At 58.9% G+C, this 24,710-nt stretch carries 17 protein-coding genes; 11 read left to right on the plus strand and 6 right to left on the minus strand.

The window, feature by feature from the left end:
• Positions 1 to 100 precede the first annotated feature (100 nt).
• Both tusA and KDX30_RS25475 read right to left on the minus strand, forming a co-directional pair.
• Entirely contained in the window at positions 101 to 355 is a 255-nt protein-coding gene (tusA, locus tag KDX30_RS25470; protein ID WP_027898617.1) for a sulfurtransferase TusA, read from the minus strand.
• A 49-nt stretch (positions 356 to 404) separates the two neighbouring features.
• On the minus strand, positions 405 to 875 hold the full coding sequence (locus KDX30_RS25475) for a DUF1289 domain-containing protein (protein ID WP_231677823.1): 471 nt from the start codon (positions 873 to 875) through the stop codon (positions 405 to 407).
• Between the two features lie 395 nt (positions 876 to 1,270).
• Here KDX30_RS25475 and acnB point away from each other — a divergent pair, with 395 nt between their 5' ends.
• Positions 1,271 to 3,880 (plus strand): bifunctional aconitate hydratase 2/2-methylisocitrate dehydratase, encoded by a 2,610-nt coding sequence (acnB, locus tag KDX30_RS25480; RefSeq protein WP_099269685.1) that lies wholly within the window; start codon positions 1,271 to 1,273, stop codon positions 3,878 to 3,880.
• A gap of 374 nt (positions 3,881 to 4,254) precedes the next feature.
• Here the strand turns inward: acnB and KDX30_RS25485 are convergent, their stop codons facing one another.
• Entirely contained in the window at positions 4,255 to 9,111 is a 4,857-nt protein-coding gene (locus KDX30_RS25485; RefSeq protein WP_231677824.1) for an NAD-glutamate dehydrogenase, read from the minus strand.
• Positions 9,112 to 9,457: 346 nt separating this feature from the next.
• On the opposite strand from KDX30_RS25485, the gene KDX30_RS25490 reads away from it, so the two are divergent.
• The 10 genes from KDX30_RS25490 to KDX30_RS25535 all read left to right on the plus strand — a co-directional run bounded on the left by KDX30_RS25490 (position 9,458) and on the right by KDX30_RS25535 (position 23,393).
• Positions 9,458 to 9,823 (plus strand): hypothetical protein, encoded by a 366-nt coding sequence (locus tag KDX30_RS25490; protein ID WP_122397157.1) that lies wholly within the window; start codon positions 9,458 to 9,460, stop codon positions 9,821 to 9,823.
• A gap of 997 nt (positions 9,824 to 10,820) precedes the next feature.
• Positions 10,821 to 11,780: an AAA family ATPase gene (locus KDX30_RS25495; protein ID WP_027900522.1), complete on the plus strand. Its 960-nt coding sequence runs from the start codon at positions 10,821 to 10,823 to the stop codon at positions 11,778 to 11,780.
• Positions 11,781 to 11,784: 4 nt separating this feature from the next.
• Complete coding sequence (locus KDX30_RS25500) at positions 11,785 to 12,729, plus strand: DUF58 domain-containing protein (protein WP_027900523.1); 945 nt, start codon at positions 11,785 to 11,787, stop codon at positions 12,727 to 12,729.
• Entirely contained in the window at positions 12,726 to 13,220 is a 495-nt protein-coding gene (locus KDX30_RS25505; protein WP_231677825.1) for a DUF4381 domain-containing protein, read from the plus strand. The genes KDX30_RS25500 and KDX30_RS25505 overlap by 4 nt, the downstream gene beginning before the upstream one ends.
• Entirely contained in the window at positions 13,213 to 14,295 is a 1,083-nt protein-coding gene (locus tag KDX30_RS25510; RefSeq protein ID WP_231677826.1) for a vWA domain-containing protein, read from the plus strand. The genes KDX30_RS25505 and KDX30_RS25510 overlap by 8 nt, the downstream gene beginning before the upstream one ends.
• Positions 14,292 to 16,031 carry a VWA domain-containing protein gene (locus KDX30_RS25515; protein ID WP_231677827.1) on the plus strand — a complete coding sequence of 580 codons (1,740 nt, stop codon included), beginning with the start codon at positions 14,292 to 14,294 and terminating at the stop codon, positions 16,029 to 16,031. The genes KDX30_RS25510 and KDX30_RS25515 overlap by 4 nt, the downstream gene beginning before the upstream one ends.
• Positions 16,028 to 17,689 carry a BatD family protein gene (locus KDX30_RS25520; RefSeq protein WP_231677828.1) on the plus strand — a complete coding sequence of 554 codons (1,662 nt, stop codon included), beginning with the start codon at positions 16,028 to 16,030 and terminating at the stop codon, positions 17,687 to 17,689. The genes KDX30_RS25515 and KDX30_RS25520 overlap by 4 nt, the downstream gene beginning before the upstream one ends.
• Before the next feature lie 219 nt (positions 17,690 to 17,908).
• Positions 17,909 to 19,153, plus strand: a complete 1,245-nt coding sequence (locus KDX30_RS25525) for an exonuclease SbcCD subunit D C-terminal domain-containing protein (protein ID WP_099269678.1) — start codon at positions 17,909 to 17,911, stop codon at positions 19,151 to 19,153.
• Positions 19,150 to 22,794: an AAA family ATPase gene (locus tag KDX30_RS25530; RefSeq protein ID WP_231667182.1), complete on the plus strand. Its 3,645-nt coding sequence runs from the start codon at positions 19,150 to 19,152 to the stop codon at positions 22,792 to 22,794. The genes KDX30_RS25525 and KDX30_RS25530 overlap by 4 nt, the downstream gene beginning before the upstream one ends.
• A complete protein-coding gene (locus tag KDX30_RS25535; protein WP_231677833.1) occupies positions 22,791 to 23,393 on the plus strand; it encodes a glutathione S-transferase in 603 nt (200 codons plus the stop codon). Before KDX30_RS25530 ends, KDX30_RS25535 begins: the two co-directional genes overlap by 4 nt.
• A 138-nt stretch (positions 23,394 to 23,531) precedes the next feature.
• Here the strand turns inward: KDX30_RS25535 and KDX30_RS25540 are convergent, their stop codons facing one another.
• The 3 genes from KDX30_RS25540 to KDX30_RS25550 all read right to left on the minus strand — a co-directional run bounded on the left by KDX30_RS25540 (position 23,532) and on the right by KDX30_RS25550 (position 24,582).
• Positions 23,532 to 23,735 (minus strand): hypothetical protein, encoded by a 204-nt coding sequence (locus KDX30_RS25540; RefSeq protein WP_049826970.1) that lies wholly within the window; start codon positions 23,733 to 23,735, stop codon positions 23,532 to 23,534.
• A complete protein-coding gene (locus KDX30_RS25545) occupies positions 23,732 to 23,905 on the minus strand; it encodes a hypothetical protein (protein ID WP_161628591.1) in 174 nt (57 codons plus the stop codon). The genes KDX30_RS25540 and KDX30_RS25545 overlap by 4 nt, the downstream gene beginning before the upstream one ends.
• Positions 23,906 to 24,399: 494 nt before the next feature.
• Positions 24,400 to 24,582, minus strand: coding sequence for a hypothetical protein (locus KDX30_RS25550; protein WP_027900531.1), 183 nt, complete (start codon positions 24,580 to 24,582; stop codon positions 24,400 to 24,402).
• Positions 24,583 to 24,710 lie beyond the last annotated feature (128 nt).

Raw genomic sequence — 24,710 nt, forward strand, 5'->3', positions numbered from 1 at the left:
CGATAAGGCCGGATGCGATTCAAATCAAACCGCATCCAGCCTTATCGCGAGCAAGCTCTGCTCCCACAAAAGTCCTGTGCCAGATGCTAATCCTTCGGAATCAATCCAGCTTCTTGCGAATCCAGTACAGAAACGTCCCGTCGGCAGCCTCTTGATCGACCAGATCATGGCCCAGGAAAACACAGAACTTGGGAATGTCACGGCGTGTGGACGGGTCAGTGGCAATGACCTTGAGCAGACCGCCAGCAGGCAGGTCGCGGACTTTCTGATGCAGCATCATCACCGGCTCAGGGCAATTGAGGCCGGTGGCATCGAGAATGGCGTCGACGGGCTGACTTTGGATGGGTTCAGACATAAGCACTCCAGAAACTGGCGGGCATTATCCCGCGTATGCGGGCATGTCGCTAGCTGCCAAACGCATCCTTGAGGAAGCCCGGTGCGATGTAGCGTTCGTAGTGTGCTTCGGACAGCAGGAAAAATTCCCGATCAATGGCATCGCGCAAGTCAGGCAAGGCCCAGTTGCGGAACTCCGGCATCAGTACCATGCCGTAGGCTTCAATATTGGTGATGACCCGCGCGCCCCGCGCAATCAGTTGATAAGCCCAGCAATATTCCGACTGAGCAGGCACGAAGCGGATTTTTCGCAGTTCCAGTTGCGCACGCAGTTTGCCCGCGTCGAATACTTCCAGCTTGGCAGTCATCACCTGAACCAGCAGTTGTTCGAGCCTTAGCCAAACCGCCCGCTTCTGCTCTTCGTCGTAACCGTTCCAGTGGATCACTTCATGGTGGAAACGCTTGCAGCCACGGCACACCAGGTCCCCGTAAACAGTGGAACAAAGGCCGACGCAGGGCGTTTTAATGATTTGATTGGGCATGGCAGGCAGGGCAACGACAGGCGAGAACGAGCTCGCATATTAGCCCTTTGTCTAACAACGATCACCCCCGAACGTGTAGGGCTAACTTACCTTTATGGAAGATTTGCCGTAGAATCAGCGAGCCTTTTAAGGCGCCAATGTCCGTTGGAAGCTGTTTTCAAAGCGTCACGAGCACAGTCAAAGTAACCCAGCAGTCCGGTGTTGACGCAGGATTCAAGCCCTCGTCAACACTCATCAGCCGTCCTGCAGGCGTAAAACTTTGAAAACAGCTTCTGTAAGGAATTGCCGAAAAACCTGGCCAAGGAACTCGAAAAGTTTCGTCGTGCAGGTTTTTCGGGCAATTCCTGGATGAGCGTCCCGGACACCCATTTGGGACCACTGATGAGGGTAATACTGTGCTTGAAGCCTACCGTAAACACATCGAAGAGCGTGCCGCCCAGGGTATCGTGCCCCAGCCGCTTAACGCCGAACAAACTGCCGGCTTGATCGAACTGCTGAAGAATCCCCCGGCCGGCGAAGAAGATTTTCTCGTTGACCTGATCACCAATCGCATTCCACCTGGCGTTGACGAAGCTGCCTACGTCAAAGCCGGTTTCCTGTCTGCCCTGGCCAAGGGCGAAGCCACTTCTCCCCTGATCGACAAGAAGCGCGCCGTTGAACTGCTGGGCACCATGCAGGGCGGTTACAACATCGTCACCATGGTTGACCTGCTGGATGACGCAACGCTGGCCCCGGTCGCCGCCGAACAACTGAAGCACACGCTGCTGATGTTCGATGCGTTCCACGACGTGGCAGAAAAAGCCAAGAGCGGCAACGCCCACGCCAAGGCTGTCATGCAGTCCTGGGCTGACGGCGAATGGTTCAAGAAGCGTCCTACCCTGGCCGACAAGATCAGCCTTCGCGTCTTCAAGGTGACTGGCGAAACCAACACCGACGACCTCTCTCCTGCGCCTGACGCATGGTCGCGCCCTGACATCCCTCTGCACGCCCTGGCCATGCTGAAAATGGCCCGTGAAGGGATTGTTCCAGACGTACAAGGCTCCATCGGTCCGATGAAGCAGATCGAAGAAATGCGCGGCCAGGGCTTCCCGATTGCCTACGTAGGCGACGTGGTGGGTACCGGTTCTTCGCGTAAATCCGCCACCAACTCGGTGCTGTGGTTCTTCGGCGACGACGTTCCTTACGTGCCGAACAAGCGCGCTGGCGGTTTCTGCTTCGGCAGCAAAATCGCTCCGATCTTCTACAACACCATGGAAGATGCCGGCGCACTGCCAATCGAATTCGACGTCAGCAACATGAACATGGGCGACGTGATCGACCTGTATCCGCATGCTGGCAAAGTCTGCAAACACGGCACTGACGAAGTCCTGACCACCTTCGAAATGAAGACACCGGTTCTGTTGGACGAAGTCCGTGCTGGCGGCCGTATCCCGTTGATCATCGGCCGTGGCCTGACCGACAAGGCTCGTGCCGAGCTGGGCCTGGGCCCTACCGATCTGTTCAAACTGCCGGAAGCACCGGTCGACACTGGCAAGGGCTACACCCTGGCACAGAAGATGGTTGGCAAGGCGTGCGGCCTGCCGGAAGGCCAAGGCGTTCGTCCAGGCACGTACTGCGAACCGAAGATGACCACCGTCGGCTCCCAGGACACCACTGGCCCGATGACCCGTGACGAGCTGAAAGACCTGGCATGCCTGGGCTTCTCCGCTGATCTGGTCATGCAGTCCTTCTGCCACACCGCTGCTTATCCAAAGCCGATCGACGTCACTACGCACCACACGCTGCCTGACTTCATCATGACCCGTGGCGGCGTATCCCTGCGTCCGGGCGACGGCATCATCCACAGCTGGCTGAACCGCATGCTGCTGCCGGACACCGTTGGTACCGGTGGTGACTCCCACACCCGTTTCCCGATGGGCATTTCGTTCCCGGCCGGTTCTGGTCTGGTTGCGTTTGCTGCGGCCACCGGCGTGATGCCACTGGACATGCCGGAATCGATTCTGGTGCGTTTCAAAGGCAAGATGAAGCCTGGCATCACCCTGCGTGACCTGGTTCATGCGATTCCTTACTTCGCCATTCAGTCGGGCTTGCTGACTGTTGAGAAGAAAGGCAAGAAAAACGCATTCTCCGGTCGCATTCTGGAGATTGAAGGCCTTGATGACCTGAGCATCGAACAGGCATTCGAACTGTCCGACGCCTCGGCCGAGCGCTCTGCTGCCGGTTGCACCATCAAGCTGTCGAAAGAGTCGATCACCGAGTACCTGAACTCCAACATCACCCTGCTGCGCTGGATGATCGGCGAAGGTTACGGCGATGTGCGTACTCTGGAACGTCGTGCTCAAGCGATGGAAGCCTGGGTTGCCAACCCTGAGTTGATGGTTGCCGATGCTGACGCGGAATACGCTGAAATCATCGAAATCGACCTGGACGACGTCAACGAGCCAGTGCTCTGCGCACCGAACGATCCGGACGACGCCCGTCTGCTGTCCAGCGTTGCTGGCGAGAAGATCGACGAAGTGTTCATCGGTTCGTGCATGACCAACATCGGCCACTTCCGCGCTGCGGGCAAGTTGCTGGACAAGGTCAAAGGCCAGTTGCCAACGCGTCTGTGGCTCTCGCCGCCAACCAAGATGGATGCTCACCAGCTGACGGAAGAAGGCTACTACGGCATCTACGGCAAAGCTGGCGCGCGCATGGAAATGCCGGGCTGCTCGCTGTGCATGGGTAACCAGGCACGTGTAGAGCCGAACTCGACGGTTGTGTCGACTTCGACCCGTAACTTCCCGAACCGTCTGGGCGACGGCGCGAATGTCTACCTGGCCTCGGCCGAACTGGCATCCGTTGCTTCGATCCTGGGTCGCCTGCCGACCGTCGAGGAGTACATGGAATACGCGAAACAGATCGACACCATGGCAGCGGACGTATACCGCTACCTGAGCTTCGACCAGATCGCCGAGTTCCGCGACATCGCAGCGAGCGCCAACATTCCGGTTGTTCAAGCGTAATAACGAAACACAGCGTTAAAAAAACCCCGTCCTTGTGACGGGGTTTTTTATTGGGCTGGCTTTTACCTGTGGGAGCAGGGCTTGGTCTGAGCGGCATTCCGACGATAAACGATAGCGCGGTGTGACTGGTATCTACTTCTCATGTATCGCGGGCAAGCCCGGCTCCCACAGATATCGGCGATCCCCTGTGGGAGCCGGGCTTGGTCTGGGCGGCATTCCGACGATAAACGATAACGCGGTGTGACTTCTAGATGCGTCTCATGTATCGCGGGCAAGCCTCGCTCCCACAGGACCTTGCGACGCTGACAGCATCAACCCATAAAAAAACCCCACATCTCGCGATGCAGGGCTTTCATTACAGCCGGACTAAACCATCAAACGGTAATAGCCTGGCCGCTCATGGCCAGGTCCAGCAGCTCACGGTTGGCTACTGCATACATCGCGTAGTCCGTGCCGCTTGCTGCGCGGATGTCCACCAGCATCGCGCGCCAGCGGTCGACCATGGCGCTGTGCTGTTCAAGCCACAGGTTCAGGCGCTCCTCGATGTCAGCTGGGCCATCGGCCATTTGCAGGACCGAGATGGTGATCGCCCGTTGCTGCCAGTCGATGTCATCACGGAACGCTTCGCGGGCCAGGGCTTGCCAGGTGTTTTCCACCGGCAGGCTGCTGATCTGTTGCAAGTACCAGGTCACGTCCAGCGCGCTGCCCACGGCGAAGTAAGCCTTGGCCACGTCGGCAGCGTTCTGCCCGGTGACGTCAGACGCTTCGATGATCGGCAGCAACGTATACAAGTGGCTGGTGCCCGCAACCATGCGCGCCAGTAACTCCGGCACGCCTGCTTCGACATAGGCTTGATAGCGGGTCTGCCAGACTTCGCGAGTCGGGCCTTCCAGCAGTTCGTCCAGCTTCAGACCCAGTGCAGCGAGGTGCGGACCGAAATGCGCAACATCACGCGCCGCGTCCAGCTCGTTGCGACGGCTGCGCAGGAACCAGCGCGTCGCGCGGCGGCCCAGGCGCATCAACTCGTCCATCAATGCCAGCTGAATCTCGGCAGGCACCTTGTAGTCCAGCGCCTCGATCTGACGGAACCAGTGCGGAAGGTGGAAGATGTCACGCACGATCACGTAAGCGCCCGCCACGTTGGCCGCACTCATGCCGGTGGACTCTTTGAGTCGCTGCACGAAAGTGATGCCCATGTGGTTGACCAGGTCGTTGGCGATCTGGGTGCTGACGATTTCGCGCTTGAGACGGTGCTGACGCATGGCGCCGGAATACTTGGCACCCAGCGATGGCGGGAACGCGGTTTCCATGTCGCGAGCCAGATAATCATCATCCGGTACGCGGGATTCCAGTAACGCCTCGTTCAGATCGATCTTGCTGTAGGAGATCAACACCGACAGTTCTGGACGCGTCAGGCCATGGCCCGCCGCCACGCGCTCGCTGATCTGCTCTTCAGCAGGCAGGAACTCAATGGCGCGATCCAGCTTGCCACGGGCTTCCAGGTCCGCCATCAGGCGCTTGTACTCGGCAATCCGCTCGTAAGCACGACGCGTTGCCAGAGACAGCGCCTGGGTTTGCTTGTAGTTGTTGCCCAACACCAGGTTGCCGACTTCGTCGGTCATGCTTTCCAGCAGCTGATTACGCTGCTTTTCGGTCATGTCACCGGCCTGCACCACTTCGTTGAGCAGGATCTTGATGTTCACTTCATGGTCGGAGCAGTCAACGCCCGCCGCGTTGTCGATGAAGTCAGTGTTGGAACTGCCACCATTGAGCGCGAACTCGACACGACCCAATTGAGTCATGCCCAGGTTACCGCCCTCGCCCATCACCTTGCAGCGCAGCTCGTCACCGTTGACCCGGTGCGCGTCGTTGGCCTTGTCACCGACATCGGCGTGGCTTTCTTCGCTGGACTTGACGTAAGTCCCGATGCCGCCGTTCCACAACAGATCAACCGGCGCCTTGAGCAGCGCGTTGAGCAGCTCGGTCGGGGTCAGCTTGTCAGCCTTGATGTCGAAGCGTTCTTTCATCTGTGGCGTGATGGCGATGCTTTTTGCACTGCGCGGGAAGATCCCGCCGCCTGCCGACATGATGCTGGTGTCGTAATCGGTCCAGGCCGAACGCGGCAGGTCATACAGACGCTTGCGCTCGATGAAACTGCTGGCCGGGTCCGGGTTTGGATCAATGAAGATGTGCAGGTGGTTGAACGCCGCCACCAGTTGCAGCTTGTCGGACATCAGCAAGCCGTTGCCGAATACGTCACCGGCCATGTCACCGATACCGATGACGCTGATGCTGTCCTGCTGCACGTTGATGTTGCGCTCACGGAAGTGACGCTGCACACCGACCCACGCACCTTTGGCAGTGATGCCCATTTTCTTGTGGTCATAACCGGCCGAACCACCGGAAGCAAACGCGTCGCCCAGCCAGAAGCCGTAGTCGATGGCGATGCCGTTGGCGATGTCGGAGAAGGTCGCAGTGCCTTTGTCCGCCGCGACCACCAGGTATGGGTCATCGTCGTCATGACGCACGACGTTGGCCGGCGGAACCAGCCCGCCCTCTTTCAGGTTGTCGGTGATATCCAGCAAACCGGAGATGAAGATGCGATAGCAGGCGATACCTTCGGCCTGGATATCATCACGGCTACCACCCAATGGCAGGCGACGCGGCAGGAATCCGCCTTTGGCCCCCACAGGCACGATCACCGAGTTCTTCACGTGCTGGGCTTTCACCAGACCCAGGACTTCAGTACGGAAGTCTTCTTCACGGTCCGACCAGCGCAGGCCACCACGGGCCACATTACCGAAGCGCAGATGCACGCCTTCGACACGCGGCGAGTACACGAAGATTTCAAACTTCGGCACCGGCTTGGGCAGCTCTGGAATAAGGCGCGGGTTGAACTTGAAGCTGAAGTAGCTCTTGTTCTGACCGTTGGCGTCAGGCTGGTAGAAGTTGGTGCGCTGGGTGGCTTTGATCAGGTCCAGATAACGACGCAGGATGCGGTCTTCATTGAGCACCTGAACGTCGTCCAGGGCGGAAAGAATCGCCTGCTCCAGACGCAATTGCTTGTCGTCCAGATCGTCAGTGGTCAGTTTGCGCGCCAGATAGAAGCGGGTTTTGAACAACCGGGTCAGCTCACGGGCAATGTCCGTGTGGTTGTTCAGGGTGCTGGCGATGTAGCCAAGGTCGAAGCCCAGGCGAATCTGTTTCAGGTAACGGGCGTAGGCACGCAGCAACGCCACGTCACGCCACGGCAGACCGGCAGTCAGAACAAGGCGGTTGAACGCATCGTTCTCCGCATCGCCACGCACGATATGGACAAAAGCGTCCTGCAGCGTGTCGTTGAGTTGCTGGATGTCGATTTCCAGACCTTCAGCGGCCGTGAACGCGAAGTCATGAATCCAGAACTCACGGCCATTGGTGTGGCGCAAACGATAAGGAAACTCACCCAGCACACGCAGGCCAAGGTTTTCCAGAATCGGCAATACGTCAGACAGGGCCAGCGGTGTGTCGGCGTGGTACAGCTTGCAATGCAACTGCGCCTTGTCCCCGGACAACGGCTGATAGAAGCTCATCACCAACGGTTTGGCTTCGCTCAGGTTCAGCAAGTGCTGCATGTCGACCACGGCCGAATGCGCTGCGAAACGCTCGCGATAACCTGCCGGGAAGCCTTTCGGGAAATCCGCCAGCACATTGGTGCCATGGGCTTCGCCGAAGCTTTCGACCACCAGGCTGGCGTAATCGTCTTTCCACGAACGGCAAGCCTGAATCACTTCGTTTTCCAGCTGAACCGGGTCGATATTCAGGTTGACCTTCGGGTCCACCCGCAGAATCAACTGCACGCGGGCCAGCACCGACTCGGAGAAGAAGGTCCAGAACTCGCAGTCACTGGCCTTGAGGCGTTCCATCAGGACTTGCTGGATCTTCTGCCGCACTTCAGTGGAATAGATGTCGCGTGGCACATAAGCCAGGCAATAGCAGAAGCGACCATAAGGGTCTTTGCGCAGGAACACGCGAATCTTGTTGCGCTCCTGAATCTGCACGATTGACATCACGGTATTGAACAGCTCGTCCACCGGGGTCTGGAACAGATCATCGCGAGGCAGAACTTCGACGACTTGCGCCAGCTCTTTCCCAAGGTGAGCCTTGGGATGGAAGCCGGAACGGTGTTCGATTTCAGCCACCTTGCGGCGGATGTACGGAATCTCGCGAACGCTTTCGCCATACACCGAGGAGGTGTAGAGGCCCATGAAGCGGCATTCCTTGAGCACTTTGCCCGAGGCGTCGATCTGGCGGATCGACACATAATCAGGATACGCCGGGCGGTGCACACGGCTCGGGTGCGCGGCCTTGGCGAACGACAGCAGCATCGGCTCGTGCAAGTAGCTGACGGCGTAGTCTTCGATGTGCAGATCTTCGTGACTCAGGCCGGCACGCAGACGTTTGGTCAGGCCGAGGAAAGACGATTCGTCGTACACCAACTGACCGCCATCGGCCTCATTGCTGACAACAAACTCCTCATAACCGAGGAAGGTGAAGTGGTTATCCACCAGCCATTGCAAGAACGCCTTGATTTCGGACTTCTCGCCCTCGTCGACGGCGTACTGCACAGAATCGATGCCCGCCAGCAGCTCATTCAGCTTGGCCTTCATCGGTTCGAAATCTTCTACGGCAACCCGTACTTCGCCGAGCACTTGCTCCAGTTCACGGGCCAGCACGTTCAACTCGCTGGCGTTGGCACAGCGGTCGATCTCCAGGTACATCAGGGATTCTTGCAGCACGTCTTCGCCGCTGGTGCCTTTAGGCAGCAATTCCAGCAGTTCGCCCTTGCTGCCGCGGCGCACGCTGAGCACGGTGGTTTGCAAGGTGTGGATGCTGTAACCGCGACGGTTCAGCTCGGTGCGCACCGAGTCCACCAGAAATGGTAGATCGTGGTGCAATACTTCAACGGCGGTGTGCGTGGATTGCCAGCCGTGACGTTCGTAATCGGGGTTGTAAACGCGGACCTGCGGGGTGGCATGTTCAAAACGTTCAAGCAGACGCCAGGCTGACAAGGTGCAGCCCGCCAGGTCGGACAACCGACGCTGGGTGAGTTCGTCGAGGGAAATAATGCCGAAAAATTGCTCAGCGAACAGCGCCACTTGTGGCAGTGCCTGTTCACTGATGTGCTGCGCCAGTGCTGCTTGCAGTTGATGCTGAAAGTCAGACTTGCTGGCTGCGGTGAAGAACGCCATCTGAGGTACTCCGCTTGTGCTTTTTTAGAAGGAAGCTTGAAGGAAGTGTTGCCTGCACATGCTGTGCCTGGATGAAACGGCAGAGGCACAGCATAAGCCAAAGAACTAACGCTTGCCGCGAACGACTCGTCACATTTGCTTTCTGCAACCGTCGCCGGAAAAAACAACACGCAGGGTAGGATTTCTCCCACTACCGTTCATCCGCCCCCCAGCTTAACGACAGCCGACAGGCAGTTACTTGTCGTGCTGCGACATATTCGGTCATCTGGTTGCAGGAAACTCTTGGGCATTGCTTGCCAATCGCTGGCAAAATTGCTCCTTGTCCGCTTTTAAGCCAGGAACGTTCATGCAAATCAAGACTGCCAGCTTTATCGTCAACCCCTGTGATGACGAGTACGACGACATGGCGCTGCTGTGCTGCCACGGTGAAACCGGCGATCTGTTTTCGCTGACGCGCTTCCCGGACGAGCAGGAAGTCGAGATCACGGTACGCGATGACAAGGTGCTTGCAGTTTCGCAGCTCAAGGTGACGTTCAGTGCCGAGCGTCTGCTGGTTGAGCTTGATCCGGCGGATGGTAAGGCGCTGGATGGGCATCACCTTTATGAGATCAGCCATGGCATGGCGGCGGATGAGTTGAAGGAGGTTGAAGAGACGCTGGTGATTATTCTTGAGGGTGTTGGGGTTTATGTGAGTGAGCTGGCGGGGTCTTGATCGGGCCTGATTAAGACTTGAGTATTAATGCTTCTTCCATTGACTGATTCATGAGTACATATCCGTTACCGCAGCAACGGCTTATATCGGTTGCGCTTTTACAGCGCCTCACTTTTGAACAGCGCAAAAGTAAGCAAAACGCTCTTGCCCCACCACTCGGCACCTCGCTGTCGCTCGGTGTACCCGCCCGCAGATCCTGAACCGTGGGCCGCCGCAACGGGCCATCCATGGCCCAATGCGGCTAACCCGGCGTCCTGCCGGGTTGCCCACGCTTCAGGATCTGCGTTCGGCCAGCGTGGTTTAACGGGGCGCCTCAGATCAAAATCAAAAGCGCGGCGGCCTGACAGCCGTCCTGATTTGTGAACTTTCCGGGCTTCTGTAGGAGCTGCCGAAGGCTGCGAAGCGGTGTGTCAGATCAAGAATGCGTTGGTTGTTGGGACGTCTCGCGAACAAGTTCGCTCCTACCGGGCCGAGGCGATCCCGGTATTCGATTTGCTTTTGACCTGCTTTTGATCTGCTTTTGATCTGCTTTTGATCTGCTTTTGATTTTAGGCGCCCCGTTAAACCACGCTGGCCGAACGCAGATTCTGAAGCGTGGGCAACCCGGCAGGACGCCGGGTTAGCCGCACCGGGCCATGGATGGCCCATTGCGGCGGCCCACGGTTTCAGATCTGCGGGCGGGCATCCCGAGCCTAGGCGAGGGACCGAGTGATGGGGCAAGAGCGTTTTGCTTACTTTTGCGCTGTTCAAAAGTGAGGCGCTGTAAAAGCGCAACCAATATCAGCCATGACCGCTATAACGGATATGTACACAACAACAAGAAGCTCCCCATAACCCCAATTCCGTAGGAAAAATCCTCAAGCTTTGTAGCGTTATCCTCAAAACCATACAAAAAACCCCAGAGCCGTTAGTCGCCAGCCCCCTCTATGGATTAAAGTATCGCCCCCAGCTTCGGCGTTGATTGACGCCGCTGATTACCTGCCAGGAACAGTCACCGATGGAACATCGTGAAGCGCTGATAGCGCTGCGAACCTTTCTTTCCACGCAGATCCTCGGTCAGGAAAAACTGATCGAACGTCTCCTGATCGCCCTGCTCGCTGACGGCCACATGCTCGTCGAAGGCGCTCCCGGCCTGGCCAAGACCAAAGCGATCAAAGAACTGGCAGAAGGCATCGAAGCACAATTCCACCGCATCCAGTTCACCCCCGACCTGCTGCCTGCAGACATCACCGGCACCGAGATCTATCGTCCGGAAACCGGCAGCTTCGTCTTCCAACAGGGGCCGATCTTCCACAATCTGGTACTGGCAGACGAAATCAATCGCGCGCCCGCCAAGGTTCAGTCGGCACTGCTCGAAGCCATGGCCGAGCGTCAGGTCAGCGTCGGTCGCAGCACCTACGACCTGTCGCCACTTTTCCTGGTCATGGCCACCCAGAACCCCATCGAGCAGGAAGGCACCTATCCGCTGCCTGAAGCCCAGCTCGACCGCTTCCTGATGCACGTGAAGATCGGTTTCCCGGACGCCTCGGTAGAACGCAAGATTCTGGCCCAGGCCCGCGGCGAAGCCCTGAATGGCGAGACCAAGCCAGAACGTCGGGTCAGCCAGCAGGCGATTTTCGCCGCGCGCAAGGAAATCCTCGGCCTTTACATGGCCGATGCGGTGGAGGAATACCTGGTGCAACTGGTCATGGCGACCCGCACCCCGGCCAAGTTCGATGCGGAAATGGCTGAATGGATTTCCTACGGTGCCAGCCCTCGTGGCTCCATCGCTCTGGATCGTTGCGCGCGAGCACATGCCTGGCTGGCCGGGCGTGATTTCGTCAGCCCGGAAGACATCCAGGCAGTCCTGTTCGACGTATTGCGCCACCGGATCATCCTGTCGTTCGAAGCAGAAGCCGCCGGGATCGATCAGGACCGTGTGATCCAGCGCATTCTTGATGTCGTGGCTGTTGCGTGAAGCCATGCAACCCAACCTGATCGATCAGCCGGGTATTCGTGTCAGCCTCACAGAGCTGATCGAGATGCGTCATCGCGTCCGCGAAGTCCAGCTGTTCTCCACCCCGAGCCAGCGCAGCCCGTTGATTGGCCTGCACCACTCCAAGCTGCGCGGCCGGGGTGTGGATTTCGATCAGGTGCGGGTTTATCAGGCAGGCGATGACGTACGCAGCATCGACTGGCGAGTGACGGCCCGAACCCAGGAGCCGCACACCAAGCTGTTTCATGAAGAACGCGAACGACCGATTTTCATTCTGGTCGAGCAAAGCCGCAGGCTGTTTTTCGGCTCGGGTCTGATGTTCAAATCAGTGCTGGCGGCTCAGGCGGCAGCGCTGATCGGCTGGGCGGCGTTGATCCACAACGACCGGGTCGGCGGTCTGGTGTTTGGCGACAACGAGCACTACGAAATCAAACCACGGCGCAGTAAACAGAGCCTGTTGCAGTTGCTGAACCGGCTGGTGCGGGTCAACCAGTCGTTGCACACCGAAACCGCTGCAGACCGCGATGCGTTCGGTATTGCTTTGCGTCGCGCGCGGGAAGTGCTGCGGCCGGGCAGTCTGGTGATCGTGCTGTGTGACGAGCGCGCGTTGTCCGATGCAGCCGAGCAGCAACTGAGTCTGCTGTCCCGGCATTGCGATCTGCTGCTGTTGCCGTTGTCCGATCCATTGGATCACGCCCTGCCCGCTTCCGGCCTGTTGCGCTTTGCCGAGCGTGGCGCGCAGTTGGAGATGGACACCCTGAACCCCGAGCTGCGTCAGGCCTACCGCGCTCAGGGCGAGGCGCGTAAAGATCGCTGGGAAATGCTTGCGAAGAAACTGCGCGTCTTGCTGATGCCGCTGAACACTCAGCAGGAAATGGTCGAGCAACTGCGTGAATACCTCAGCGCCCAGCGTCCGGTGACACGCAAATGAACCCGCTGGATCAACTGCAACCGCTGATTGCCCCGCCAGCCGTGGGCTTCTGGCCGCTGGCACCGGGCTGGTGGTTACTGCTGCTGTTGATTCCGCTGGCCGGTTGGGGACTGTGGCGGATGCGGCATATGTTGCCGGTAAAAACCCGGGTTAGCCGCGCCGAACAGCCACTGGATCCGGTGCGCGTTGCTGCGCTGACCGAACTGGCCAACATGCCCAAACCGTATGACGGAGCTCCCGCAGGTGCCTGGCTGCAGCAAATCAACGGTCTGCTGAAAAGGCTGTGCCGTAACCATTACCCGTACAGCCAGAGCCACACCCTGAACGGCCGCAAATGGCTGGCGTTTCTCGACAACCGCTGCCCCGCGGCAGGCCTGACCCGCTGGATGGTGCTGGTGGAAGGCGCTTACAAACCCGAATGCAAGCTCGACGACAAAGCCATCAACGGCCTGACGCAATCCGTTGAAACCTGGATTCGCAAACATGTTTGAGTTCGCCTGGCCGTGGATTTTCGTCCTGCTGCCCTTGCCGTGGCTGATGCGTGTGCTGCTGCCGACCGCCGACAGTGGCGAACCGGCGCTCAAGGTCAGCTTCCTCGGTGATCTCGAAGAACTGGTCGGACGAAGGGCCAAGGTCGCCCTGCCCGGCTGGCGTCAGCAATTGCCGTTCATTCTGATCTGGCTGTTGCTGCTGGTGGCCGCCGCCCGTCCGCAATGGCTCGGTGAACCATTGCCCCTGCCGTCGAGCGGACGCGATCTGCTGGTGGCGGTGGATGTTTCCGGCTCCATGGATTACCCGGACATGGAGTGGAAGAACGACGACGTCAGCCGTCTGGTGCTGGTTCAGCATCTGCTCGGCGACTTCCTGCAAGGCCGTAAAGGTGATCGCGTCGGGCTGATCCTGTTTGGCAGCCAGGCATTCGTGCAAGCTCCGCTGACGTTCGACCGCCACACCGTCCGCGTCTGGCTGGATGAAGCGCGAATCGGCATCGCCGGTAAAAACACTGCGATTGGCGATGCCATTGGCCTCGCCCTGAAGCGCCTGCGGCTGCGCCCGGCACAAAGTCGCGTTCTGGTGCTGGTCACTGACGGCGCCAACAACGGCGGACAGATTGATCCGGTGACCGCTGCGCGTCTGGCGGCTGAACAACAGGTGAAGATTTACACCATCGGGATTGGCTCGGACCCGAATAAAGAAGGTTCGCTGAGTATGCTCGGGCTCAACCCCAGCCTGGATCTGGATGAGCCGACCCTCAAGGAAATCGCTCAGTTGACTGGAGGCCAATACTTCCGCGCACGGGATGGCGATCAGCTGGAAAAAATTCGCCAGACCCTCGACGCGCTGGAGCCCGTAGCTCAGCAACAGACTCAGGCACGCCCCGCCCATGCGCTATATCAGTGGCCGCTGGCATTGGCGATGCTGTGCAGCGTGCTACTGGTGGTGCATGAGCGCTGGCCAAACAATCCCGTTCATCGGCTGCTCACTCGTCAACGCTTCATCCGCGACGGTCAGCACTGGCGTCAGCGGGTCGGGCAGCAAGTCAAACGTCTGGGGCGCCGCCGATGATCGCGCTCTGGCCGCACTGGTTCCGCCCTTGGTGGTTAATGCTTCTGCCGTTGCTGGGCTGGCTGCTTTGGCAGCTCTGGCATAGACAGAAACGTGCCGGGCGCTGGCAAATGATTCTGCCCGCGGCTTTTCATTCCGTGCTGCTCAGCGGCGGCCGCGGTCGCGACAGCAAAAAACCGTGGGTGGTGCTCGGCATTGCCTGGCTGCTGGCCTTGCTCGCACTGCTCGGCCCCGGCTGGCAGCGGGTTGAACAACTGAGCCAGAAGCCGGTTGATCCCCTGGTCGTACTGCTGGAACTGACCCCGGAAATGCTCGCCACCGACGCCCCGCCGACCCGGCTGGAACAGGCCCGGCGCAAGCTGCTGGACCTTCTGCAGGCGCGCAGCGACTCGCAGACGGCGATCATCGTCTACGCCGGCAGCGCCCACACACTGGTACCGCTCTCCGACGACCAGATCACGATTCGCAACCTGCTGGATGCGGTCAAACCGTCGATCATGCCGCAGGCCGGGCATCGTGCAGATCTGGCCGTACACAAAGCGCTGGCCTTGCTCAAGCAAGGCGAGCTGGGACGCGGGCGCTTGCTGTTGATCGGGTCGTCATTGAGCGAGCAGGAACGCCAGGGCATCCGACAGGCGCTGGCTGGCCAGTCTCCACCATTGCTGATTCTCGGCGTCGGTACAGCGGAAGGCGCACCGGTCGAGCAGGAAAAAGGCGGTCTGCTCAAAGACGACCAGGGCGCGATCCTGTTGCCGCGTCTGGACAGCGCCAGCCTTACGGACTTCGTCGGGCAGGTCGGCGGCCAGTACCGACAGTTGCGCATGGACGACCAGGACCTGCGCGAACTGGGTTTGCTGGACAGCCCGAAACAGGTGCGAAGCGACGGACAACTGATCCAGCTCGACAGCTGGAGCGATCAGGGTTACTGGTTCCTGCTGCCGTTGTTGCTGTTGGCCGCCTGCGCCGGGCGTCGAGGCTGGTTGCTGTGCCTGCCACTGCTGCTGGTGCTGCCGCAAAACAGCTACGCCTTCGACTTCGCCGATCTGTGGTTGCGTCCCGACCAACAGGGCCAGCGATTGCTTGAAGAGCAACGCCCTGCTGAAGCCGCACAACACTTCGAAAATCCACAGTGGAAAGGCATCGCCCTCTATCAGGCCGGAGATTACGCCAGCGCCGCCCAGCGTTTTGCCGAGGGCAGCAGCGCCGCCGACCATTACAATCGCGGCAATGCGCTCGCGCACAACGGCGACCTGGAAGCAGCACTGGACGCTTATGAGCAGGCGCTGGAAAGTCAGCCAGACTTGCAACCTGCGCTGCAAAACAAAGTGCTGGTGGAACAAGCACTGGAACAGAAGAAGGCCGCGGAACCTGATGACGCGGATCAGGCTCAAACCCGCGACGACGATAATGACGGCGAAAACCCGCAAAATCAGGCCGCTGCCAGTCAACGCTCCGAGAACCAGCAAGCAACCGAGTCCGCCGAAGCAAACAATGCCGATGGTGAACCATCACCCGGTGAGTCGTCTGCGCAGACCAAAGGCAATCCGCAATCCGGCTCACCCATGGATGACGAGGAAACCACCCGGCCACCGATCCGGCCCGCCGACGGCAACATCAATGGCGAAAGACGTCAGGCGCTGGAGCAATGGCTGCGGCAGATCCCGGATGATCCCGGCGAGCTGCTACGGCGTAAATTCTGGTACGAACAGCAACAGCGTCAGGAAAAAACCCAATGAGTCGCGCCTACCCCCTATTGTTCGGCTTGATGCTCAGCCTCGTTGCGCTGCCGAGTCAGGCTGCGGAACTGGTGGCGAGTGTCGACCGCACGCGACTCAATTCCGGGGAAACAGTGGAGCTGACCCTGGAAACCAGCGACGTCACTCAGTTCGGCAAGCCTGACCTGAGCGCCCTTGAGGGTAGCTTTGACGTCGGTGGCACTCGTCAGATCAACCGACTCAACACGCTGGATGGCGGCAATCAGGCAACCACGCGCTGGATCATCACGCTGCTGCCGAAACAGACCGGCTCGGTGGAGGTGCCTTCCCTGCAACTGGGCGCGTTGAAAAGCCAGCCGATCACCCTGCAAGTCACGCAAAGCGACAACCCGGATCACGCCAGCCAACAGGCTCCGGTGTTCGTCGAAGCGACCCTGGATAAAGACAACGTATATGTCCAGGCCCAGGCCGTATTGACGCTGCGCGTTTATCACTCGGTGTCGCTGTTCGATGACAGCAACCTGAGCCCGCTGGAAGTGCCTGAAGCGCGAGTCGAAAAACTCGGCGATTCGCGCACCTATGAAAAGCTCATCAATGGCATCCGTCACGGCGTGATCGAGATGCGCTACGCGATCTATCCGCAACAAAGCGGCACGCTGGTGATCCCGCCGCAGACGTTCAGCGCGACTCTGGTTCAGCCCAACAGTGACGGCCAGTCGAGCAATGAACCAGGCACGCCCTTTGGCCCGCAGCCGGGCAAAGTCATGCGTGTCAGTTCTGCAAAGTTGCCTTTGACGGTCAAACCCAAGCCTGCCAATTACCCGGCCAATGCGCCCTGGTTGCCCGCGCGCAGTGTCAACCTCAGCGAAAGCTGGAGCCCGGAACCCGGCAAAAGCCAGGTGGGCGACTCCCTGACCCGTACCATGACCGTCAAAGTCGAAGGCTTGTCCGGCGCGCAACTGCCGCCCTTGCCTGCCACTGAAGTCAGCGCCCTGCGACGTTATCCGGACCAGCCCAAACTGGCCAACGTAACCAGCGATCGCGGCCTGATCGGCACCCGCGAAGAGCGCGAAGCCTTGGTGCCAACTCGCCCGGGCGCCATTGATTTACCGAGCGTGGACGTGGTCTGGTGGAACACCCTGGAAGACCATCTTGAACACACCAGCCTGCCCGCCCGCACCTTGCAGATCAGTATCAACCCGAGTCTGGCGGTAGACACACCGGTCAGCAGTGATTTGAACGGCGTTACTGTGATCGGCCCGCCCGTCTGGCCGTGGCAGATGAGCTCACTGTTTTTCGCGTTCACTACGCTGATCGGTTTTGTGCTCTGGTGGCGTGCTCGCAGTCAGCCTGCAGTGGCCCGCGCCGTGCAAACCGGACCCAGTCCGCGTACGGTGCTGGATGACCTCAAGCGCGCCTGCCTCGCCAATGACCCGCAAGCGACCCGACAGGCACTGGATGCCTGGGCGCGGCAGCAACCGGAAACCCTGGCCGACATGGCCGCCCGCTTCGTGCCGCTGTCCGACGCACTGGATGGCCTCAATGGCGCGCTGTACAGCGAAACCGGCCAGCTGTGGCTGGGCGAACAACTATGGCGAGCAGTACGCACCCTGCCCGCCGCCGAACACATTCATGACGCGACCAGCGAGCAGAGCTTGCCGCCGTTGTATCCAAAATAGAAAACCTTGGTCGACTGCGCATGCCCTGTGGTACCGCGCTAACTCGCGGCAAACCCGGTTCAATGTGGGAGCGGTGCTTGCACGCGATACATGAGACGCAGGTGGAAGAGACTCCGCGTTATCGTTTATCGCGGGCAAGCCTCGCTCCCACATAAAAATTGCACAGGTTCAAAAGCGCATTCAACCGGCCAAGCCCCCAATTCAGGATTGAGATTACCCATGCGACTGTTCCACACCTCCGACTGGCACCTCGGCCAGAACCTTCACGGCCAGGAGCGGGACTTCGAACACGCCAGCTTTCTGACCTGGCTGCTGGCCCGACTGAAAGAGCGCCAGCCCGATGTACTGCTGATCGCGGGAGACATCTTCGACACCGTCAACCCGCCGGTCAAATCCCAGGAGCGGCTGTACGACTTCATCGTCAGCGCCCACGAGCAGCAACCGTTGCTGACCATCGTGATGATTGCTGGCAACCACGATTCCGGTTCGCGCATCGAACTGCCCGCGCCCCTGATGCGCCGTTTGCGCACCCATGCCCTGGGCCGCGTACTGTGGCTCGATGACGGCACGCTGGATGTCGAACGCCTGTTGCTGCCACTGCCCGACGCAAAAGGTGAAATCGGCGCATGGTGCCTGGCCCTGCCTTTCCTGCGCCCTGCTGAAGTCACCGGCGCGACACTGGGCGACGATTACTTGCGTGGCATTGGCCGCGTACACGAACTGCTGATCGAAGCGGCTAATCTGAAACGCCAGCCGGGTCAGGCGCTGATCGCCATCAGCCACGCCCACATGGCCGGTGGTTCGGTGTCGGAAGACTCCGAGCGCAGCCTGATTATCGGTAACGCTGAAGCTCTGCCCGCCAGCCTGTTCGGCCCGAGCATCACTTACGTCGCCCTCGGCCATTTGCACAAACCGCAGCGGGTCAACGGCGAAGAGCGCATTCGTTATTGCGGCTCGCCCATTCCTTTGTCGTTTTCGGAGATTGGCTATCAACACCAGATTCTCGAAATTGACTGCGACGGCGAGCAACTGCGCAGCGTCGAAACCCTGCTGATTCCCCGCGCCGTCAATCTGCAACGAATCGGCCCGGCACCGCTGGCCGAGCTGCTGTTGCAGCTCAAGGATTTGCCGGACATCGACTTGTTGGCCGACGTTGATCGCCAGCCCTGGCTGGAAGTTCGGGTCCGCCTGGACGAACCGCAGCCGGACCTGCGTAACCAGATCGAAGAAGCCCTGCAAGGCAAAGCCGTGCGCCTGGTACGTATCGGCGCCGAATATGCCGGTAAAGGCAGCGGTGACGGTGGCGAAAGCGACGAAGGCCTGATCGAGCTGGATCAGCTCAGCCCCCAGGAACTGTTCAGCCGCGCATGGCTGGATAACTACGGCAGCGAGGTCGACGAACAAACCCTGAGTGACTTCGCCACGCTGCTGCAGGAAGTCCAGCTGGAGAGTGAGCAACCATGAAAATTCTCGCCATCCGCCTGAAAAACCTCGCCTCCCTCGCCGGGCCGTTCGAACTGGACTTCACCGCAGAGCCGTTGGCCAGCGCCGGTTTGTTTGCCATTACAGGGCCGACTGGTGCGGGCAAAAGCACCTTGCTCGACGCACTGTGTCTGGCGCTGTTCGGGGCCATCCCGCGCCTGAGCAACATCGGCCAGTCACGGGTTCCGGAAATCGACGGCGACATCAGCACCAACGATCCGCGGACCTTGCTACGGCGTGGCACCGGCAGCGGTTATGCCGAGGTGGATTTCGTTGGGATCGACAAACGCCGCTACCGCGCTCGCTGGGAAACCAACCGCGCACGGGATAACGCCACGAAAAAACTCCAGGCCAGCCGTCAGACCCTGACCGATCTGGACAGCGAACAGATCCTTAGCACGCAGAACAAATCCGAATACAAAACCATGCTTGAAGCCCGCCTGGGCCTGAACTTCGAGCAGTTCACCCGGGCAGTCATGCTCGCCCAGAGCGAATTCAGCGCCTTCCTTAAAGCGGATGACAAAGAGCGCAGCGAACTGCTGGAAAAACTCACTGATACGGCGATCTACAGCCAGTTGGGCCGCCGGGCTTTCAGCAAGAGCAAAGAGGCAGAAAAGCTCTACGAGGATCTCAAGCTAATGGCGACGGGCATCGCGCCCATGCCGCCGGAGCAGCGCGCAGAACTGGAACAACATTTCAGCGAAGCCCAACAACAGCTCAAGACCCAGCAAGCGCAACAGCGTCAGTTGGAACTCAAGCAGCAGTGGCTCACCGAACTGCTACGCCTGCGAGACGAACACCTTAGCGCCAGTGAACAATTGGCCAGCGCCCAGCAGGACTGGGAAAACCAGAGCAGTCAGCGTCAGTTGCTCGGCCAGCTGGAACGCCTTGCCCCGCAGCGGCACCTGTTCGCCCAGCGCCATCGACTCGATGCCCAGTTGAACCCGCTCAGCGCGCAAATCGCCGAGCACGCGCAACGCCAGAATGACCTGCAAGCGCGCCAAACCGGCCTTGAAGAAAAGCAGCTCGCCGCCAATAGCGCCCTCGAACAGGCCGAACAACAGAAAAAAACCGCCGCGCCGATCATTGGTCAGGCGTTCGAACAGCAAGGCAACCTCACGCACCTGAACAAGGAAGTGCAGGACGCAACGCTCCACGCCGAAGCGGCCGAGCGCACAAAAACCGACAGCCAGGCGGCGCTGAATCAATTGCTCGATCAACAGCGCTTGCTGGATGAACGCCTGCAAAGCATTGCCGGGCAATTGGAAAAAAGCGCCGTACTCGCCCCCCTGAGTAAAGCGTGGACGGCCTATCGGCCGCGCTTGCAGGAAGCCGTCAAACTCAGCGCGCGGCTGAATAAAGGTCGTGAAGAACTGCCGGAGCTGGAAAAGAACTCGACCCGTGCCGAGCAGGAGCTGACTGACCGACGCAACGCCCTGCAAGGGCTGTACAGCGAAGCACAAGTCAAAGCCGAAGCGATCAATGCCGAGATCCAGCGTCTCGGTCAATTGCTCCACGACAATCGTCAGCAACACAGCACCATCGATTCACTGGAGCGCATCTGGCAACGGCATCAGGACATCGAAAAACGTCTGCAGGATGTCGAGTTGCAGCAACAGCAGGCCAACGAGCAGCGCAACAAAAGCATTGCCAGCGGTCTGCAGTTCAAGACCGAACATGAAGCCGCCGAGCAGGCGCTGAAAGTCACTGTCGAGCTGCTGCAACGTCAGCGCCTGGCCCGCAGCGCCAGCGTTGAAGAGCTGCGCGCTCAGTTGATTGATCAGCAGCCTTGCCCCGTGTGTGGCAGCGAAGATCATCCTTATCATCAGTCTGACGCCCTGCTCCAGGCGCTGTCCGGCTATGACGACAGTGAAGAAAACAGTGCGCGATTGAAGGTCAGCCAGCTCAGCGAAAAACTCGCCGAGTTGCGTGCAGAAGTCACCGAACTCAATGCACGCCTGAAACAGGCCCGGCCGCAACTGGAACAGCTCTCTGAGCAGTTGCAAAAGCTCACGCCTGAACTTGAAGCGCATCCGCTTTATGCGCGCTTGCTGGAACAACCCGAACAGCTACGCAACGACTGGCTGAGCGAGCGGCTGCATGCACTGACTGAAGAAATCGCCACCAGCGAGCAGCGCCAGCGACTGCTGCTCAAAGTGCAGCAGGATGCCGAGCAGTTGCAGCAAAACGTACAAAGTGCCCGCGATGCCAGCCAGCACGCGATGAAAATGCTCGACGATCAACAGCGCAATATTGCGCTGGACAATCAGGCCTTCGAAGCCGCACTGCAAGAATTCGAACCGCTGCTGCCCGCCGAAAGCCTGTCACGCTGGCGTGAAGCGGCCACCGACAGTTTCATGCAACTGGACAACGATATCGCCCAGCGTCTGGAACAACTGGACCGCCAACAGGAAGAACAACAGGAACACGCTGAGCGCGCACGTCGGATCGAACGCGAACAGGACAGCCAGCACAATCTGGAACAGGAGCGTGCGAAACAGCAACAACGCCTCGCCGACCTGCAAGCCCAGCAACTGGCCAGCCAACAACGCCTGGCTGAAATGCTGGGCGACCACACCAGCGCCGAGCAATGGCAGCAGCAACTTGAGACCGCGCAGGAACAGGCACGTCGGGCGCAAGCCGCCGTCAGCGATGAGCTGCAACAGGCACGTAGCGAGTTGATCAAACTGGCCACAGGGCTCGAAAGCGAACAGTCGCGCTTGCAGGCATTGCAGCAAGAGTTGGCCGAGCTGGATCAGCATATCAACGAGTGGCGCAGCGCTCATCCCGAGCTGGATGACGCCGCCCTGGAGGTGCTGCTCGGCTACAGCGACGAAGGTGTCAGCCAGTTGCGTCAACAATTGCAGCAGAGCGAAAAGACCCTGGAGCAAAGTCGCGTCCTGCTTCAGGAACGGGACAAGCAATTGCAACAGCATCAGGCCCATCACAGCGACGTGACCGATGCCGAACAGTTGACCGCTGCCTTGCTGGAGGCGCAAAAGCTGTGCGCCGAACACGAACAGCAATGCGCTGATCTACGCGCGCAACTGAGTGAAGACGACCGCCGTAACAACGCCAGCCGCGAATTGCAGGAGCAGATTGCCAACGCCCATAGCGAGTACTTGCGCTGGGCAAGACTGGCGGCGCTGATTGGTTCGGCGGAAGGCGACCGATTCCGCAAGATTGCCCAGGCCTACAACCTTGATTTGCTGGTGCATCATGCCAACGCTCAGCTCAAGCAACTGGTGCGTCGTTACCGCCTCAAGCGCGGCGGCAGCATGCTTGGGTTGCTGGTGATGGACACGGAAATGGGCGACGAACTGCGCTCAGTGCATTCCCTGTCCGGCGGCGAAACCTTCCTGGTTTCATTGGCGCTGGCACTCGGGCTGGCCTCCATGGCATCGAGCACGTTGAAAATCGAATCGTTGTTTATCGACGAAGGCTTCGGCAGCCTCGACCCCGAATCCCTGCAGTTGGCCATGGACGCGCTGGATGGCTTGCAGGCTCAAGGCCGTAAGGTCGGGGTGATCTCCCACGTGCAGGAAATGCACGAAAGGATTCCGGTGCAGATTCAGGTGAAGCGTCAGGGCAATGGCTTGAGTACGGTCGAGGTCAGTAACTGATGAAGGCAGTGCTTTATTCGTTCCGCCGCTGCCCTTACGCCATGCGTGCCCGTGCGGCCCTGCGCTATGCAGGCTGCGCCGTGCAAATCCACGAAGTCAGCCTCAAGGCCAAACCGCCGGAGATGCTTGAGCGATCGCCGAAAGGTACGGTGCCGGTACTGGTGCTTGAAGATCAGGTAATAGACCAGAGCCTGGACATCATGCACTGGGCGCTGGCGCAGAATGATCCGGATGGCTGGCTGTTGATCGACAACGGCGACGGTCGCCGGGACATTCAGGCGTTGATCGAAGAGAACGATCAGGTGTTCAAGCAGCATCTGGATCGCTACAAATACTTCGTGCGCCACCCGGAATATCCGCAGGAGCATTACCGGCAACAGGGCGAGGTATTCTTGCAGAAACTGGAAGCGCGCTTGAAAGACCGGGATTTTCTGATAACGGATCGATTGAGTCTGGCAGATATCGCGGTCGCGCCGTTCATACGGCAATTCAGCGCGGTGGATCCGGATTGGTTCGCGACAAGTCCGTATCCGAAGTTGCGTGGCTGGCTGGATCGGTTCATTCAGTCAGCTTTGTTTAAAGCAGTGATGGTGAAGTAAAAACGGATTTCAGGAGCACACCGTCCCTGTGGGAGCGAGGCTTGCCCGCGATAAGGGCACCGCAGATATCAGGACTATCGTATTCAGCCTTATCGCGGGCAAGCCTCGCTCCCACAGAGAAATACATCGTCCCGTCCGTCACACAACCACCCCAACCTTCTCCGGCCGGTTCCCCGCCAACACTTTCTGCGCCCGGGATAGCTCGATAGCCTGAGCGATTTCATACCGGCATTCGATATTACGCGCCACCCCGCCGACCGAGTTCTGACCAATCCCCAGCAACGTGCTGCCATTGATCATGACGGCAAGACCCGCAGTGACCCACATTTTGCCGCCACTCATGATGCACGCTCCTGAGTATTCAGCGCTGCGCGATCAACCAGCGTTTGGGTTGAGGGTGTTGTCAGTTGCGGATTCATGCTGGTAACAGTAACCACTGCAATAAAAACCACATAAAGCGAAATGGCGATGTAAGCGCCTTGTTTAATGGAATGAAGAATGGCAGTGGCCATGGGTGTAACTCCGTAAGTTCCAGTGTTGTGTTGCCAGGCCGACAGGATCGTGGAAAACCGGAGTATTGAAAAACGATGGCTGGAAATAGCGAATATCAGTTGGGTTGATTATTGAATCGGTTTATCAATTCAATAGATAACCCTGTAGGAGCTGCCGAAGGCTGCGATGGCGGCGCGTCAGTAATATTGCTTTCGCAGCCTTCGGCAGCTCCTACAGATTGTTTAAACAGACAGGCAAAAAAAAGCCCGCATCCTATGAGAGACGCGGGCCAAGAGGGGATTTATCCGGCGCTTTCGCGAGCAGGCTCACTGGCAGAATTTGCATGGCTCTGATACGCGATGATCAGAAGGTCGCAAAAACCTGGGTAAGCGAACATGCTCGCGAAAGCGGCAGTGATCTATTAACAAAAGCAACAATCAACAACAGTGCTGTTCAGAAATCCATTCCCGGGTAGCGATACATTCGTTAACCGGGAATGGATTCAATCGCTTGTTCATTGTTGAGTCTTGTGATCCAGTGCTGCGTAGAAATTAGCACTTTGCTGCAAGTATTTAGGGGTATAAGTCTGGGTGGCGTGAGCCTTCTTGTCGGACACATCAACACTGGCATGGGCAGGCAATGCAACAGTGGCGGAAATGGCAGACGCGGCAATGATGGAGAAGATATTGAAGTTCATGGCGTTAACCCTCGGATGTTCTATTGAACTACGTTTCAAGTCTTGACCGTCTTGGCCGTGACTCAAACTTACCCCCGAGGGCGGCTCAGCCGAAATGTTTTGTAGCACTAGCTCATATCACTTGAATT

Source organism: Pseudomonas quasicaspiana (assembly GCF_021147825.1).
In the GTDB taxonomy this organism is placed as follows: Bacteria; Pseudomonadota; Gammaproteobacteria; order Pseudomonadales; family Pseudomonadaceae; genus Aquipseudomonas; species Aquipseudomonas quasicaspiana.